At 39.3% G+C, this 16,097-nt stretch carries 14 protein-coding genes; 5 read left to right on the forward strand and 9 right to left on the reverse strand.

Translation table 11 applies throughout. The features are described from left to right. Nucleotide 1 precedes the first annotated feature (1 nt). From LB076_RS03045 to LB076_RS03055, 3 genes are all read left to right on the forward strand, one after another. Nucleotides 2-2,296 (forward strand): penicillin-binding protein 1A, encoded by a 2,295-nt coding sequence (locus tag LB076_RS03045; protein ID WP_066335039.1) that lies wholly within the window; start codon nt 2-4, stop codon nt 2,294-2,296. 109 nt (nt 2,297-2,405) lie between these two features. Next, the gene (locus LB076_RS03050) at nt 2,406-3,104 is read left to right on the forward strand and encodes a CoA transferase subunit A (protein ID WP_066335041.1); all 699 of its coding nucleotides are present in this window, start codon (nt 2,406-2,408) and stop codon (nt 3,102-3,104) included. Nucleotides 3,105-3,174: 70 nt separating this feature from the next. Beyond that, nucleotides 3,175-3,831, forward strand: coding sequence for a 3-oxoacid CoA-transferase subunit B (locus LB076_RS03055; protein ID WP_066335044.1), 657 nt, complete (start codon nt 3,175-3,177; stop codon nt 3,829-3,831). Nucleotides 3,832-3,937: 106 nt separating this feature from the next. Here the strand turns inward: LB076_RS03055 and LB076_RS03060 are convergent, their stop codons facing one another. The 4 genes from LB076_RS03060 to hemB all read right to left on the reverse strand — a co-directional run bounded on the left by LB076_RS03060 (nt 3,938) and on the right by hemB (nt 8,202). Next, a complete protein-coding gene (locus LB076_RS03060) occupies nt 3,938-5,629 on the reverse strand; it encodes an ABC transporter ATP-binding protein (RefSeq protein WP_066335046.1) in 1,692 nt (563 codons plus the stop codon). A gap of 48 nt (nt 5,630-5,677) precedes the next feature. Beyond that, nucleotides 5,678-6,391, reverse strand: coding sequence for a 3'-5' exonuclease (locus LB076_RS03065; RefSeq protein ID WP_066335048.1), 714 nt, complete (start codon nt 6,389-6,391; stop codon nt 5,678-5,680). Nucleotides 6,392-6,726: 335 nt separating this feature from the next. Further along, nucleotides 6,727-7,140, reverse strand: coding sequence for a c-type cytochrome (locus tag LB076_RS03070; protein WP_066335053.1), 414 nt, complete (start codon nt 7,138-7,140; stop codon nt 6,727-6,729). 60 nt (nt 7,141-7,200) lie between these two features. Continuing rightward, complete coding sequence (gene hemB / locus LB076_RS03075) at nt 7,201-8,202, reverse strand: porphobilinogen synthase (RefSeq protein WP_066335056.1); 1,002 nt, start codon at nt 8,200-8,202, stop codon at nt 7,201-7,203. Nucleotides 8,203-8,373: 171 nt separating this feature from the next. Between hemB and LB076_RS03080 the strand changes: the two genes are divergently transcribed. Beyond that, complete coding sequence (locus tag LB076_RS03080) at nt 8,374-9,015, forward strand: hypothetical protein (protein WP_066335057.1); 642 nt, start codon at nt 8,374-8,376, stop codon at nt 9,013-9,015. Beyond that, nucleotides 9,012-10,793, forward strand: a complete 1,782-nt coding sequence (locus tag LB076_RS03085) for a hypothetical protein (protein ID WP_066335059.1) — start codon at nt 9,012-9,014, stop codon at nt 10,791-10,793. Before LB076_RS03080 ends, LB076_RS03085 begins: the two co-directional genes overlap by 4 nt. A 126-nt stretch (nt 10,794-10,919) precedes the next feature. On the opposite strand, the gene hemF is transcribed toward LB076_RS03085, so the two are convergent. The 5 genes from hemF to hemE form a co-directional block, all read right to left on the reverse strand. Continuing rightward, on the reverse strand, nt 10,920-11,828 hold the full coding sequence (gene hemF, locus LB076_RS03090) for an oxygen-dependent coproporphyrinogen oxidase (RefSeq protein ID WP_066335062.1): 909 nt from the start codon (nt 11,826-11,828) through the stop codon (nt 10,920-10,922). A 63-nt stretch (nt 11,829-11,891) separates the two neighbouring features. Beyond that, nucleotides 11,892-13,553 (reverse strand): RNA-binding domain-containing protein, encoded by a 1,662-nt coding sequence (locus tag LB076_RS03095; protein WP_066335065.1) that lies wholly within the window; start codon nt 13,551-13,553, stop codon nt 11,892-11,894. A 150-nt stretch (nt 13,554-13,703) separates the two neighbouring features. Then, complete coding sequence (locus tag LB076_RS03100) at nt 13,704-14,750, reverse strand: OmpA family protein (RefSeq protein WP_066335068.1); 1,047 nt, start codon at nt 14,748-14,750, stop codon at nt 13,704-13,706. A gap of 67 nt (nt 14,751-14,817) precedes the next feature. Next, nucleotides 14,818-15,012, reverse strand: a complete 195-nt coding sequence (locus tag LB076_RS03105; protein WP_066335073.1) for a hypothetical protein — start codon at nt 15,010-15,012, stop codon at nt 14,818-14,820. Nucleotides 15,013-15,019: 7 nt separating this feature from the next. Continuing rightward, nucleotides 15,020-16,045: a uroporphyrinogen decarboxylase gene (gene hemE / locus LB076_RS03110; RefSeq protein ID WP_066335147.1), complete on the reverse strand. Its 1,026-nt coding sequence runs from the start codon at nt 16,043-16,045 to the stop codon at nt 15,020-15,022. Nucleotides 16,046-16,097 lie beyond the last annotated feature (52 nt).

Consider the following 16,097-nt stretch of genomic DNA (forward strand, 5'->3'; position numbering starts at 1 on the left):
CATGGCAGCTAAAAAAAACACTCCAAACAACAGCAGTTTTAAGAACTATACCAAAACCTTTTGGAAAATTTTCTTGTACGGTCTAACCGCAGTAATTTTATTTTTTCTATTTGCCTCCTGGGGGCTATTTGGTTCCATGCCCTCCTTTGAAGATTTAGAAAACCCAGACTCCAATCTAGCCACCGAAATTATTTCGTCCGATGGAGTCGTGATTGGTAAATATTTTCAAAAAAACCGATCCCAACTAAAATATTCTGACCTTCCCAAAAACTTTATCGACGCCTTAGTAGCCACCGAAGACGAACGTTTCTACCAACACTCCGGTATTGACGCCAGAGGAACCATAAGAGCCGTTGCAAGTTTAGGAACCAGCGGTGGAGCCAGTACCCTAACCCAACAGCTAGCCAAACAATTATTTCATGGCGAAGGCTCCAAGTTTCTGCCATTTAGAATTGTACAAAAAATAAAAGAATGGATTATAGCCATCCGATTAGAGCGACAATACACCAAAAACGAAATACTAACCATGTACTGTAACGTATATGATTTTGGAAACTTCTCCGTAGGTGTCAGCTCTGCTGCACAAACCTATTTTTCCAAAGAACCCAAAGATCTAACCATAGACGAGTCTGCAATATTGGTCGGAATGTTCAAAAATTCAACACTATACAACCCCGTTAGAAACCCACAAGGCGTAAAAAACCGCCGAAACGTAGTTCTGGCCCAAATGGAAAAAGGCCACATGATCTCTAAGGATCAAAAAGAAAAACTCCAAAACCTACCTATTGCACTAAAATTCAAATTAGAAAGCCATAGAGAAGGAACCGCCACCTATTTCAGAGAGTATTTGCGAGAATACATGAAAAAATGGGCCGAAGAAAACAAAAAACCAGACGGCACAGACTATGACATCTATAAAGACGGCCTAAAAATATACACCACCATAGACTCCAGAATGCAACTACACGCCGAAGAAGCCGTAGCAGCACACATGGCCAACCTACAAGAGGAATTTTTTATACAAGCCAAGAAAAACAAAAACGCACCCTTTGTAAACATTTCGGATCAAGAAACCCAGCGCATCTTGACCCAAGCCATGAAATCTTCTAACCGTTGGGCGGTTCTGAAATCCTTAGAAAAAAGTGACGAAGAAATCGTAAAATCCTTTCACGTAAAAACCAAAATGACCGTTTTTACCTGGAAAGGAGAAAAAGACACCCTAATGACCCCAATAGACTCCATCCGCTATTACAAACACTTTTTGCAATCCGGTCTAATGGCCATGGAGCCACAAACCGGCACCATCAAAGCTTGGGTTGGAGGTATCAACTACAAATACTTTCAGTACGATCACGTAGGCCAAGGCGCCAGACAAGTAGGCTCCACCTTCAAACCCTTTGTTTATGCCACCGCAATAGAACAGCTAAACATGTCTCCATGTGACTCCATCATTGACGCACCCTACACCATACCCGTAGGGCGCCATCACGTAACAGCCACCTGGACCCCACGCAATTCCAACAACAAATACACCGGAATGATAACGCTCAAAAAAGCCTTAGCCAACTCCATCAATACCGTATCGGCAAAACTAATGGACAAAGTAGGCCCCGAAGCCGTAGTAAAACTAACCCATAAATTAGGCATCAAGTCCGAAATCCCCTTACAACCCTCCATTGCACTTGGAGCCGTAGACATTACCGTAGAAGACATGGTAGCCGCCTACAGCACCTTTGCCAACCAAGGAGTCTACACCAAACCCCAATTTCTAAACCGAATCGAAGACAAAAGCGGACTCATAATCTACGAGCCCATCCCAGAATCCCACGATGTCCTGAACAAAGACATCGCCTTTGCCATCATCAAATTATTAGAAGGAGTAACCGAAGGCGGATCCGGAAACCGATTAAGAACCCAAGGCGGCGGATATGGATACAACCGAATTACCGGATACCCCTACCAATTCACCAATCCAATTGCAGGCAAAACCGGAACCACCCAAAACCAATCCGACGGCTGGTTTATGGGCATGGTACCCAACCTAGTAACCGGAGTTTGGGTAGGTTGTGAAGACCGATCCGCCCGATTCAAGAGCATCACCTACGGACAAGGAGCCACCGCAGCCCTACCCGTTTGGGCCTATTTCATGAAACTATGCTATGCAGATCCAGAACTAAAAGTCTCCAAGTCAGAATTTGAAAGACCCGCAAATCTTTCCGTAAAAGTAGACTGCTACACCGCCCCCAAAACAAAAGATACCACGGCAGTACAAGACACAGAAGAGTTTGAATTTTAGACCAACTCGGAGCTCCTTCCAGCTATACGCTATATCTTTGTGGCGGAACCCCCGCCACAAAGGATGCCGCTACTATCTGGGCTAAAAACCACACTAAATACGCCATTTTATGATTAACAAAAAAGTAAACACCGTACAAGAAGCACTCCAAGGAGTACACGATGGGATGACCATAATGCTAGGAGGTTTCGGATTGTGTGGCATACCAGAGAATGCAATTGCAGAACTAGTAAACAAAGAAACCAAAAACCTCACCTGCATTTCCAACAACGCAGGCGTAGATAACTTTGGACTCGGCTTGCTACTACAAAAACACCAAATTCAAAAAATGATTTCATCCTACGTAGGAGAAAATGCCGAATTTGAACGCCAAATGCTCAGTGGAGAACTAGAGGTAGAACTCACCCCACAAGGCACACTAGCCGAAAAATGTCGTGCAGCACAAGCAGGCATTCCGGCATTTTATACCCCCGCAGGATACGGCACCGAAGTAGCCAAAGACAAAGAAGCACGAGAATTTAATGGCAAAATGCACCTTATGGAACTAGCCTACCAAGCTGACTTTGCAATAGTCAAAGCTTGGAAAGGAGACGAAGCCGGAAACCTAATCTTTAAAGGAACCGCCCGCAACTTTAACGCCTGTATGGCAGGTGCCGCAAAAATCACCATAGCCGAAGTAGAACAACTCCTACCCATAGGCTCCTTAAACCCAAACGAAATTCACATCCCCGGAATTATGGTACAACGCATCTTTCAGGGACAAAAATTTGAAAAAAGAATAGAACAACGAACCGTCCAAAAAAAATAACGCAGCATTTGGCTGCCCAGCCCTAAAACATTCTATAAGCCCAAATTTACTACCCATAAAATACAACTATATGTTAGGAAAAGAAGAAATTGCAAAACGAATAGCCCAAGAAGTAAAAGACGGTTATTATGTAAACCTAGGAATAGGCATTCCAACATTAGTAGCCAATTATGTCCGTACGGATATAGCCGTAGAGTTTCAGAGTGAAAATGGCGTTTTGGGCATGGGCCCATTTCCGTTGGATGGCCAAGAAGATGCCGATCTAATAAACGCCGGAAAACAAACCATAACCGCCCTACCGGGCGCATCGTTCTTTGATTCGGCAATGAGTTTTGGAATGATTCGGTCCCAAAAAGTAGACCTGACAATTCTGGGAGCCATGGAAGTATCCGAAAACGGAGACATCGCAAACTGGAAAATACCCGGAAAAATGGTCAAAGGTATGGGAGGCGCAATGGATCTAGTAGCCTCCGCAGAAAACATTATAGTGGCCATGATGCACGTAAACAAAAAAGGCGAATCCAAGATACTTAAAAAATGTACACTGCCATTAACCGGAGTAGGCTGCGTCAAAAAAGTAGTCACAGAATTGGCCGTACTCGAAGTAACCCCCAAAGGCTTTAAGCTCCTGGAGCGTGCCCCAGGAATCTCGGTAGAGCATATTATAGCCGCTACACAAGCACCTTTGCTTATTGAAGGAGACATCCCTGAGATGCAAATAGAGTAACATTTCGGTTTCTATCCCTTTTTAATTCCCTTTTAAATTTTATACCAAAGGGTGGCTAGCAAATGTCCGAGTCTTTTTGAGCAACTATATAAAACGCTACGGCACCTTAAACATCTCCATTGGGTATGGCTTCAAGGAGTCGTTTGGTGTATGGCGTGCCTGGATTGGCATACAATGCATCTGCATCCGCAATTTCTTCCATTTTGCCCTTATTCATGACCAATACCTGATCACTCATATACTTTACAACGGCTAGATCATGGGAAATAAAAATGTACGTAAAACCAAAATTCTCTTTTAACTCATTTAAAAGATTTAAAACCTGCGCTTGTACCGAAATATCCAATGCCGAAACCGATTCGTCACAAACAATTAACTTTGGCTGTAAAGCAATGGTTCTCGCGATACCGATACGCTGTCTTTGACCACCCGAAAATTCATGAGGATAACGGTCAAAATAACTGCTATTTAGGCCTACTTTTTCTAAAATTTCGATCGTTTTTTCTTTTCTTTCTTTATCATTTTTGTACAGTCCGTGCACTTGCATGGGTTCCATAATAGCCTTACCAATCGGTATGCGAGGGTTTAAGGACGAGTATGGATCTTGAAAAATAATCTGAATTTCTTTTCGCAAATCTTTAGTAGCACGCTTGCTTAGTTTGGTAATGTCTCGGCCTCGGTACAAAATTGTTCCGGCAGTGGCTTTATCTAACTGCAAAATAGCATTTCCTAGGGTAGATTTGCCACAACCGCTCTCCCCTACCAAACCTAAAGTTTCTCCTTCGTATAAGGCAAAACTGATTTGGTTGACTGCTTTAAAACTGGTTTTTTTTCCAAAAAAACCGGCGGTGGACCAATATTCTTTTTCAACATTAAAGAGTTCTAGAATGGGTTTTTGACTGTATATTTTTTTATGAAATTGGGCTCTATCCTGGGCTGTAACAATCTGGCTTTGAAGCGTATTGTTCAAAAAATCCTGAATGGTAGGCAACCGTTTTAAACGCACCTCCAAAGACGGACGCGAGGCAATTAGGGCTTTGGTGTAATTGTGGATGGGGTTTTTGAATATTTGTTTTACCGCTCCTTGTTCTACAATTTGTCCTTGGTACATCACTAAAACCCGGTGTGCAATTTCTGAAATTAAAGACAAATCATGCGAAATGAACAAGATGCTCATACCGGTTTCTTGTTGGATGTCTTTCAATAGGTGTATGATTTCTTTTTGCACCGTAACGTCTAGGGCTGTGGTGGGCTCATCTGCAATTAACAATTTGGGATTACAGGCAATGGCCATAGCAATCATGACGCGTTGTTTTTGGCCACCCGATATTTCGTGGGGGTATTTGTCAAAAATAAGTGCTGGATCGGGCAGTTTTACTTTTTCAAAAAGAGAAAGGGTTCTAGCTTTTGTGTCCGATCGGGATAGGTTGGTATGCTGCAGGAGTATTTCTTGCACCTGAAAACCACATTTTAAAGAGGGATTTAAAGAACTCATGGGTTCTTGAAAGATCATGGCAATGTCTTTACCTCTAACTTTTTGTAGTTGTTTGCCTGATAATGCTGCCATATTTACTCCATCCAAAAAAATGGCTCCTTGGGATATTTTGGCACTTTTTGCGGGCAACAATCCCATTATGGCCAAAGAAGATACGGACTTGCCTGAGCCAGATTCTCCTACAATGCCTAAAATTTCGTTGGTGTTTAGGTGGTAACTAATATTGTGGATCACTGGGGTGTAGCTGCCTTCTTTTTTAAAGGAGATTTCTAGATTTTGGATAGATAGTAATTGCTCTTTCATGGGGTAAAAGTAATTATTTAAGCGCTAAAATTAATACCTCTTTAGCAATTAAACGTGACTAATTTCTGTTTCTGATAACAGCTCTTCGTAGCGCAACCGAAGAACTATTTGTGCTACGGCAATGGTGTCTTTCTCACAATAGGCTACAATTCGGTCTAGGTCTTTTTCTACATAATACACCTGCCCTACTTGACTGCCATCTATATCGGTTTTGGGCGAGGGGATTTGGAGTATTTTGCACAGGAGAGTCAGAGAGGTGTAGTGTTTGTAATCTCCGAATTTCCACAATTCTAAAGTGTCTAAGTGCTGGATTTCCCATGGTTTTTTGCCAAAGAGTTGGAGTTTTTCGGGAATAGGTATTTGATGTATCACCATGCGTCTGGCCAGAAACGGAAAGTCAAATTCTTTGGCATTATGGCCGCACAATAGGTGTTGTTCTTGGTCAAAATGCTTGTTTAGTAAGTTATTGAAGTCTTTTAGAATAATGGCTTCGTCTCCGGTGAAAGAGGTTACTCTAAAGTTGCGGCTGGTTGTTTTGTTGGCAAAGTAACCCACGGAGATGCAAATTATTTTGCCAAACTCTGCCCAGATTCCGGCACGATCATAAAATTCTTCGGGGGTGTAGTTGTCTTTGCGTTGGTATTGGGTTTTGTGTTCCCATAAGGTTTTCATTTCGGGGTCTAGGCTGTCAAAATTAGCGGTTTGGGGAACGGTTTCTATGTCTAGAAACAGAATGTTATTGAGATGGATTTTTTGGATCATCGTGTGGCTAGTTTGGTTGGTCTTTTGTACCTATTGAATAGTTGGTGTGGGTTGCACAAGCGATTACGAATATAACTATTTTGAATGGGTTGGCGGGGTTTTGGTACGGGTATTTTAGGTGTTTTGGGTTTATTGGCTGGGGCTGTTGCTAAACAAAAACGACCTAAAAAGCATTGCTCTTTGGTCGTTTGGAATGTTGTTGCGGTTTGGGGTTTTCTAGCCCTGATGGTAACGGCATCCTTTGCTTGCCTTCTTTAGGCAAGTAAAGATATAGTGTACAGCAGGAAATAGCTCCTTAGCGCTTTGGTGTATCTTTTTTGCTTTGGTATGCAACTTTATTGTAAGGTACTGTATATGTAGGCCTCTAATCCTTTTAATTCTTGATCGGACATGGTTTTGGTAAGGGCAAAATTGGCTTTCATTACTTCGTATTGGCTTGGATCTACAAGGGGTTGGCCTTCGCCTTTTAGAAAGGTAACTATGTTGCCGCTTTTTTCTTTGTAGATTTTGGCAATTTCTTGCAGGCTGGGCCCGATGGTTTTGACGTCTACTTTGTGGCAGGTGGCGCAGTTTCCTTTTCCGTTAAAGAGGGTTTGCCCTAATGCTTCGGGGGTTTGTTCTTGGGCTGGCATGCCTTCGGAGGGGTTGGCTTGGGTGGTTTGAGGCGCACCGAAGGGTTCTGCTTCTTTTTGACTGTTTTTGCATCCTAATGCTAGGAGTGCGATGGTGATAAAGAGTATTTTTTTCATGATTTGGAAGTATTTATTCTCAAATTTACCTTTATTTTGGCGCTTGTAAAATGATATTTATCAGTTTTGTTGGTTTAGTACTTGGGCGGCTTCTTTGGCAAAATAGGTCGAAATCAGGCTGGCTCCTGCTCTTTTGATGCACATTAATTGTTCCATCATGATGGCGTTGTTGTCTAGCCAACCTCTTTGGGCGGCGGCTTTGATCATGGCATACTCTCCCGATACGTGGTAGACGGTTACTGGTACGTTTACGGCGTTTTTGACCTCGCGTACGATGTCTAGGTAGGCTATTCCGGGTTTGACCATTACCATGTCTGCGCCTTCTTCTACGTCCCAGAGGGCTTCTTTGATGGCTTCTAGGCGGTTGGCATAATCCATTTGATAGGTTTTTTTGTCTTTGGGCACTACCACGTCGGCGGCTCTGGGTGCGCTGTCTAGTGCGTCTCTAAAAGGGCCATAAAATGCCGAAGCGTATTTGGCCGAATAGCTCATGATCCCTACATTGTGAAAACCTGCAGCGTCCAACCCTTGGCGCAAGCGTAAAACTCTTCCGTCCATCATGTCCGACGGGGCGACAAAATCTGCGCCTGCTTCTGCGTGAGAAATGGCCATTTTTACTAAAGCATCATTGGTACTGTCATTGGCTACGTCTGCATTGGCTATAATGCCGTCATGGCCGTAAATAGAATAGGGATCTAGGGCTACATCTGGCATTACTACCATTTCTGGACAGGCTTTTTTGATGGCTCTAATGGCGTTTTGCATCAGGCCGTTGGGGTTCCAGGCTTCTTTTCCGGTATTGTCTTTGAGGTCTTCGCTCACTTTTACATACAGGTTAACGGCACGAATGCCTAAGGCATAAACTTCGTGTATTTCGAGTAGGGTTAAATCTATGGATCTACGAAAGATTCCGGGCATGGAAGCAATTTCTATTTGTACGTTTTCTCCTTCGGTAATAAACATCGGGAACATAAAGTCTGATGGACTTAGGGTGGTTTCGCGTACTAAACTTCTAACGGATTCATTGGTTCTTAATCTTCGGCCTCGGTGTAATGGGAACATATTGGATGTGGTTTTAAATCAGTTAAAAATCCTTAAAGAATACAGGAAATAAGATGGCTACAAAGATAATTAAAATATAAAAAGAAGCTTTAGATTGTGTTGTTTTTAAAATTATTTTCAAGATTTTAAAGGATCAATTGCATACGTGTATTTTTAACTTAACTTTGTTTAATGAAGAAAATTCTTATTTTATTAGTATGCCTTTGCTTCACGAGTTGTTTTGAAATTACCGAAAGGATCCAACACCACAGCGATCAAAGTGGTACATACAAGCTAGTTGTGGATTTTTCGCAGTCGTGGTTACGGGTAAAATCTGCGATGTTTTTGGAAGAAATAAACGGTGAGAAAATACCTAATGAACAAGCCATAATAAAAAAACTGCAGGACTTTAAAAAAGCAGCAGCACAGATAGAAGGCATTTCGGGGGTGGAGACCAAAACTAACTTTGACGATTATATTTTTGTGATTCAATTAGATTACAAAAATATTGCCGCTCTGAACCAGGCGATCAATTGTATGGATAAGCAAAAAACTGGAATTCATTTTAAGACCAGTTCTGCCACTACTTTTGAACGCATTGCCTCGTATCCCATTCCGGACAAAGTGGTTAATGATCCGAACAAAAAAGAAGATTTAGAAAAAGCCAACATGATCGCTATTTATAGTTTTGCTACTCCCATAGAGGCGGTAAACAACAGCCGTTGCAAAATTTCGGCCAACAAAAAGACTGCTTTTTTAAAACAAAGTCTCTATGCTGTTCTTAAAAAATCTAGCTTGATGAACAATACAATTAAACTAACCCAACAGAAATGAAAAATGTTTTTATCCGCCTGATGCTGGTGGTATGCGCTACAATGCAAAGTCAAATTACAGAAAAAAATTACGATTATTTTGTGCAATACAATGGTCCTGAATTGTCTAAAAAAATAACCCCAAAGGCTTTCTTTGAGCATCCATTTATTACAAATTATGCCTCCAAAAACCCCGATCAAAACCTACAGAAATATGCAGATTTGATCTTGTTTGATAAAAACATAACCATGCAGGGCAGTTTTAGAGACCAAAAGCCGTATTATTTAATTACCATTCCTGTAAAAAGCAAAGCACAGGTACAGGCCTTTTTGTTGCAACTACATGCCAAAGACAGCTCCCAAACCGCTGCTCCAAATATAGAAGACTTTGGAGATTATGCCCTATACCACTCTAAAGAGCAAGGGCAAACAATTGCTTTTGATGATAAGTATATGGTTATTTATAAAATAACCAAAAAATATTCGGACCGGGCTTATCCTGCAACAGAAGAGGTTTTTGAAAAAGTGGAAGAGCTGGAAGAAAACTACCCTGACACAGAAGCAGATTCTATAGAGATAACCCCTTCATCAGAAGACACCTTCGAAGACCAAATCCAAGATCCGTATGCTCCAGAGATTTTGTTGGCCAAAGCACAGTGGGATAGTCTGCAAATAGTACAACAAAGACAGGATTTGCAAGCTTGGTTTAAAAATGGGTTTGTAGCTCCTAAATCTTCTAAAATAAATGCTTCGGCGGCTATAGCAACTTGGATAGATTATAATGCGGCATTAACTAGCTTAGGGTCTTTTTATTCGTTATCTAAAATAATGAGCAACAACAACTTGTTTTCTAAAGAATCTGCCATGCTGCGTATGGTTAAAGGGGTGCAGGTAGATTTTTATTTGGAAAACGACCATGCTAGAGTGGAAGAGATAATTGAATATGCTCCAGAAATGGCCAAGATAATGCGGAAAATTACTAACCGAAAAAACAACAAAAATTCGTATCGCTATTTTCCGAATACCCAGCCGTTGGCCTCTATGAATTATAGTATTAACACTAAAGAGGCATTGGCAAACCTGCCCAAAATTACCTCCGATTTATTTAAAGAAACACCGCAATGGGGCCAAGAGGTTGCTTTAGTGACGGATTTAATTTCTACGATAGTCGATGAAAAAGCTACCGCTACCCTCTTTGATGGAGATTTGAACTTGTTTTTGTACAACTTTGAAAACAGAGAGATTACCACAACATCCTATCAATACGATGCCAATTATGAAGAAATAGAAACCCAGAAGACAAGTACAAAATCCATTCCGTTATTTGCAGCCATTTTTACCTCAACTCACCCAAGTTTTGGAGACAAATTATTACAACTAGGGGTACGCAAAAACCTGCTGGAAGAGCAGGATGGGTATTATGAGATCCGTAACACCGAAAAAATGGGGGATTTGTTCCTAATCAAAGACCACGATGTGGTTGTTATTGCCAATACTATGGAATATTTTAGCGGAAGCAAAAAAAGCAGCTATACAAAAGGGTTGAAAAAAGAATTAAGAAAGTATTATTTTCAGGGAAAAATAGACTTTATCACCTTAGCAAAGCAATATGCCGAAGCTACTAATCTGCAAACCAATACTAAAGAGATAAATCTATTTACAGAAAACTTTAAAGACATCCGTTTGTATTCTTCGAGAAAAATGCCCCATAACAAATTGCGTTTTACCGCCAAAATTAATACCAACAGTACGGATAAGAATGTGCTTCTGCAGGTATTAGATGTATTAGAAAAACTCTAAAAATTAGTTTTTTTAAACCAACACAAAAGCCTTAAATGAAAATTTAAGGCTTTTGTGTTTTAAGGTTGCAAGGATTTGGTCTAAAGGGTATAATTTAGTCTGTATCCGATACCAGCTAATGGCTTTTTAACTCGAAATCCAATCTCTTGGGTTTTCTAAGACATGTAGTAATTTTTCTTCTTGGCTCCCTACTTCTGGATGATGGTCGTAGACCCATTGCACATGCGGCGGCAGACTCATCAGGATACTCTCTATCCGGCCGTTGGTTTTTAGACCAAACAAAGTGCCTTTGTCATGCACTAGATTGAACTCTACATAGCGTCCTCTACGGATCTCTTGCCAAGTTCTTTGCTCTGGAGTAAAGGAGCGTGTTTTTCTGCGTTCTACAATAGGCACATAGGCCTGAAGAAAACTGTTTCCAACTTCGGATACAAAGTGGAACCAATCTTCCATTTGCATGGTTTCGGACTCTTTACAATAATCAAAGAACAAGCCTCCTATTCCGCGTGCTTCGTGTCGGTGTGCATTCCAGAAATAGGTATCGCATTGTGTTTTATACTTAGGATAAAAATCTGGATTGTGTTTATCACAAGCCGTTTTACAGGTTTGGTGAAAGTGTGTAGCGTCTTCTTCAAACAAATAGTATGGCGTTAAATCTTGTCCGCCACCAAACCATTGCTGAATTACGTTTCCGTTAGGATCGTACATTTCAAAATAGCGCCAATTGGCATGTACAGTAGGCACCATTGGACTCTTTGGGTGTAAGACCAAACTCAATCCGCAAGCAAAGAAGTCGGCTTCGCCTACGCCAAACATTTTTTGCATGGCTTCGGGCAATTTGCCATGAACGGCAGAGATGTTTACGCCGCCTTTTTCAAAAACCTTTCCGTTTTCGATTACACGGGTTCTTCCTCCGCCTCCTTCTGGACGTTCCCAAAGGTCTTCTTTGAATTTGGCCTGACCATCTACGGCCTCTAATCCTGCAACGATGGTATCTTGTAGGTTTTGTATGTAGCTAAAAAATTTATCTTTCATTTGGTTGAAATGCAAAAGTGTTTAAAAGTGTCTAAAAAAGTATCTAAAAGTATTTAAAAGTGTCTAAATTATTTCCCAATAATATCCCGGAAGACATTGTACCTTACCTTCTTTACCTAATGCAGATAGAAAATTGGTAACTTTCTTTTTCTTTTTATCCGCTGAAAGTACTGCTGAGAGTTTAGGAGTAATAAGGTTATCAATCGCTTTGCGTTTAGTTTTGCCGAATTTTCTAAGATACTCTACAATCATCTCTTTAAAATGAGAATCATCAAAACTACGATTGGCTAAATATTGGGCTTGTAAATTTTCATCATTTATAGTTTCAATAATAGTATACGACAAATAGATATTAGGCCTCCTACCTTCAATGTAATTGGCTTTTTTTAAATATTTGAATTCCATTTCATTAATCTCTTTGCGTTTTTGAACTTTGTCTAATAAAATAATTTCGTTTAATAGTAATTTTGAATTTTGTATCAAAATTCGAGCGAAATTGGCATCCAAAATCTTACCCGTTATAGTCACTTTTACCTTATTATCATCAAAATTATAATCTGGTAATGGAAAAAATCGCTGTTTTTGAAAGTTAAATATTTTTCGAATACCTCCACCTTGAGTTTCAATCATATCTAAATTTTTCATTGCTTCAACCAAAAAAGGATTTCTGTAAACTTCTTCTGGAGTGTCATTTAAAACAACCTCTTCTACCGATTTTGGTAAAAAAGAGCCATAATTAGTAAATACTAAGTGGTCATCCTCGAACTCCACTACATTAATTCTTGCTCCTTTAGAATAATCTTGATGCGCAATAGCATTGTTTAAAGACTCTCGAATAGTAAACGGTTCATAACGCGATACCTCATCAGGAAATAATGTGCCATCACGGAGATAACGGTATTTTAGATTTCGTATTTTTTTAAAAACCTCGTCTATAGATAACAATAATGGGATTGAAAATATCTCAAAATCTTTATCTTGATTGTTTAGACTTTTTAGATTCCATCTAATTTTAACAGAAGAATCTAAGTAATGTTCTGATTCTTCTTTACCTAAAAGAATTAAAGCAGTTCTTGTAATTTTACCTTTTATGGTAAGTTTTGCTTTGTTTAAAAAATCAATATCGTTCCAATTATCCACATCGTCAGAGTACTTAGGATTTCTTTTTTTAAATTCAATGCGCGCTTTTTGTATAGCATCTTGATCCAAATCTTCGATAGTAACCCCTTGAATAATTACTTTAGTCCAGTCTTCATTAGCTTGAACTTGAGTCAATATTGCATCTAAGCGAGCTTTTGTCATTTCGACCAAATTGCCATCTATTCGTTGCCATGTTTTTTTATGAGCGTAAACAGGCAATCTGAATTGATGTTTTGGGATATGAAAAACCCAAACTACCTTTTTTGTGTCAGAAGTAGTGAATTCCTCTACGCTAAACGCTTCAATATTTAGATTCGTAATATTTCCATTAATTCTAAACCTAATATCCTCAATTGTGTAACCCGAAAAATCTTGGATTCCAGTAATATTTAATGTTTCATCTTGGATTCCAATAATTAAATGACCTCCTTGCATATTAGCTATTGCTGATACGTAAGATATTATATCCTTTGAAACATCTCCTGCAACAGCGTTTTTCAACGACTTAAATTCCTTCCACTCACACTTTTCATTTTCAAGTGGGTAGTTAGTCTTTAAATAATCATGTAGCTCTTTTTCAGTCATTATTGACAAATAATTGTTTCTTACAAATATAGGAATGTAAATTTAGTTTTTAAATTTCATACTTTTTCTATCTAACTAATCCGTTACAGATTTGGTCTTGTAGGTTTTGTATGTAGCTAAAAAATTTATCTTTCATTTGGTATCTATATTTTAAAACTTCACCAACTCAACTCTGCGGTTTTTAGCTTTGTTATCTTCTGTGTTATTAGTAGCCAAGGGTTTTTCTGAACCAAAACCACTGGATTTTAAACGTTTACTATCAATTCCTTTTCCGACAAGGGCATACCTTACTGTATTGGCTCTTTCTGCGGATAATTTTTTATTGCGCTCCACGCTTCCACTATTATCTGTATGGCCTTCAATGGATAGTTTCAAGCTTGGATTATTGGATAATAAGGTAAAAATTTCATCCACAACCTTTTGTTCCTCTTTTTGTAAAATCGCTTTATCCACATCAAAATTAATATTTAAAACCACTTTGCCTTTGGCATCAATATCTTTCTGCATCGCTGAAGCAGTAGGCGTTTGAATGGTTTGTTTAAAACCTTCTAGCTCTACAACAGCCATTTCAGCGCTAGCGGAATTGGAACCAAATTGAAAAAATATTTTTCCGTTTTTATGATTTAAAGCATAATTGCGAACAGAAACATCATAAGGACTTCCGGCAGTTTGAATGTACTTATATACTGCTTTTTCCTCTGTTTTTTTAATCTCATCTAATTTTTTAGATGGTATTTTTCCTTCGAATAATAAAACAGCTCCAATTTTTTTTAAATACGCATCGACACTTTTATCAAATTTCAAGGTATTAAAGTTGGATTCACTATCTTTTTTTCCAAAATCTAGTACTGCTTTTTTTCCTTCCGCATTAAAAAAAGAATTTCCGTTATAAATTATTAATTTATTAAAATCAAAAACTGCTGTCATTCCGTTTTTTGCTACAGCATTATGACCATCTTCCCAAATAACAAAGCCCTCTGGAGCAGTTATATATGGAAAAGAACCTATCTCTGCTGTAGATTCTGGAATTTTTGACCAATCAAATGATTCTAAATAAAGTGTGTTTTCTTTATCCGAAAGTGTATTTTCAGAAGCAACACTTACTTTTACCTCATCTGTATTAGCAACCTTTCTTGCTTCTTTTTTACAAGATAGAAAAAGCAATCCTGAGAATATAACAACAATACTTTTTTTCATGTTTCCTAAATTTAATTATTTCTAAACAACTTTTAGAACTAAATTACAATTTAAAAAACCAAAGAAGTTATGCTACTATTAAATCTGCCTCTTCAATTGGATCCAGAATCACTCTTGTTAAATCAAAACCCATCAGTTGATTATCTACTAAATTAGTATCTTCTGTATTCCAAAATTTGGGCACAAAAACCAAAGAAAGTAAAGTGGTCAACATCGTGTCGCTCTTTACTTTCTTCTGGTCTCTTATTCCTTTGGTTAGCATTTGCTATCTATGGATTGTATTCTTTCACTGCATCAATGAATGCTTTAGCGTGATCTACAGGGATATTGGGTAAAATACCGTGACCTAAATTCACGATGTATTTGTCTTTTCCGAATTCGTCAATCATTTCGTGCACCATTTTCTTAATCACCGGAATTGGCGACAACAATCGAGATGGGTCAAAATTTCCTTGCAAAGTAATGTTGCCACCAGATAGGTAGCGTGCGTTTCTAGGCGAACAAGTCCAGTCTACTCCTAATGCAGAAGCACGGCTTTTTCCCATTTCGCCAAGAGCGAACCAACATCCTTTTCCAAAAACAATAACTGGAGCATCATCTGCCAATGCTTCCACGATTTGGTTGATGTATTTCCAAGAAAATTCTTGATAATCCACCGGAGAGAGCATCCCGCCCCAAGAGTCAAAAATCTGAACGGCATTGACGCCTGCTTTTACTTTTTCTTTTAGGTATAAAATAGTTGTATCGGTGATTTTTTGTAACAAAACGTGTGCTGCTTCTGGGTATTGAAAACAAAACCCTTTGGCTTTATCAAAACTTTTAGACCCTTGCCCTTCTACCGCATAACACATAATGGTCCAAGGCGAACCCGCAAAACCAATTAATGGTACGGCATCGTTCAACATTTCTTTGGTTAATTTTATGGCATCAAAAACATATCCTAAGGTTTCGTGCACATCTGGAACCATTACATTCTCCACATCTTGAATAGTACGGATTGGATTTGGCAAATAGGGTCCAAAATTAGGTTTCATCTCTACAGCAATACCCATTGCTTGCGGAATCACTAAGATATCCGAGAACAAAATTGCGGCATCGGGTGCAATTCTTCGGATGGGTTGTACCGTAATTTCGGCAGCCAATTCTGGAGTTTGACAACGGGTGAAAAAATCATATTTATCACGCAAGGCGATAAATTCTGGCAAATACCTACCCGCCTGACGCATCATCCATACGGGCGGACGTTGTACTGTTTCTCCTTTTAATGCTCTTAAAAATAAGTCGTTTTTTATCATTTTTTTGCTATTGGCTAGTCGCTTGTGGCTTTTAGCGGATGGTTTATCTTGT

The sequence above is a fragment of the Flavobacterium crassostreae genome (assembly GCF_001831475.1).
GTDB classification, from domain to species: Bacteria; Bacteroidota; Bacteroidia; order Flavobacteriales; family Flavobacteriaceae; genus Flavobacterium; species Flavobacterium crassostreae.

Excerpts from the sequence above, each read along its gene's own strand:
- LB076_RS03045 (WP_066335039.1), top strand. The coding sequence starts at position 2 with ATGGCAGCTAAAAAAAACACTCCAAACAACAGCAGTTTTAAGAACTAT.
- LB076_RS03050 (WP_066335041.1), top strand. The coding sequence starts at position 2,406 with ATGATTAACAAAAAAGTAAACACCGTACAAGAAGCACTCCAAGGAGTA.
- LB076_RS03055 (WP_066335044.1), top strand. The coding sequence starts at position 3,175 with ATGTTAGGAAAAGAAGAAATTGCAAAACGAATAGCCCAAGAAGTAAAA.
- LB076_RS03060 (WP_066335046.1), bottom strand. The coding sequence starts at position 5,629 with ATGAAAGAGCAATTACTATCTATCCAAAATCTAGAAATCTCCTTTAAA.
- LB076_RS03065 (WP_066335048.1), bottom strand. The coding sequence starts at position 6,391 with ATGATCCAAAAAATCCATCTCAATAACATTCTGTTTCTAGACATAGAA.
- LB076_RS03070 (WP_066335053.1), bottom strand. The coding sequence starts at position 7,140 with ATGAAAAAAATACTCTTTATCACCATCGCACTCCTAGCATTAGGATGC.
- hemB (WP_066335056.1), bottom strand. The coding sequence starts at position 8,202 with ATGTTCCCATTACACCGAGGCCGAAGATTAAGAACCAATGAATCCGTT.
- LB076_RS03080 (WP_066335057.1), top strand. The coding sequence starts at position 8,374 with ATGAAGAAAATTCTTATTTTATTAGTATGCCTTTGCTTCACGAGTTGT.
- LB076_RS03085 (WP_066335059.1), top strand. The coding sequence starts at position 9,012 with ATGAAAAATGTTTTTATCCGCCTGATGCTGGTGGTATGCGCTACAATG.
- hemF (WP_066335062.1), bottom strand. The coding sequence starts at position 11,828 with ATGAAAGATAAATTTTTTAGCTACATACAAAACCTACAAGATACCATC.
- LB076_RS03095 (WP_066335065.1), bottom strand. The coding sequence starts at position 13,553 with ATGACTGAAAAAGAGCTACATGATTATTTAAAGACTAACTACCCACTT.
- LB076_RS03100 (WP_066335068.1), bottom strand. The coding sequence starts at position 14,750 with ATGAAAAAAAGTATTGTTGTTATATTCTCAGGATTGCTTTTTCTATCT.
- LB076_RS03105 (WP_066335073.1), bottom strand. The coding sequence starts at position 15,012 with ATGCTAACCAAAGGAATAAGAGACCAGAAGAAAGTAAAGAGCGACACG.
- hemE (WP_066335147.1), bottom strand. The coding sequence starts at position 16,045 with ATGATAAAAAACGACTTATTTTTAAGAGCATTAAAAGGAGAAACAGTA.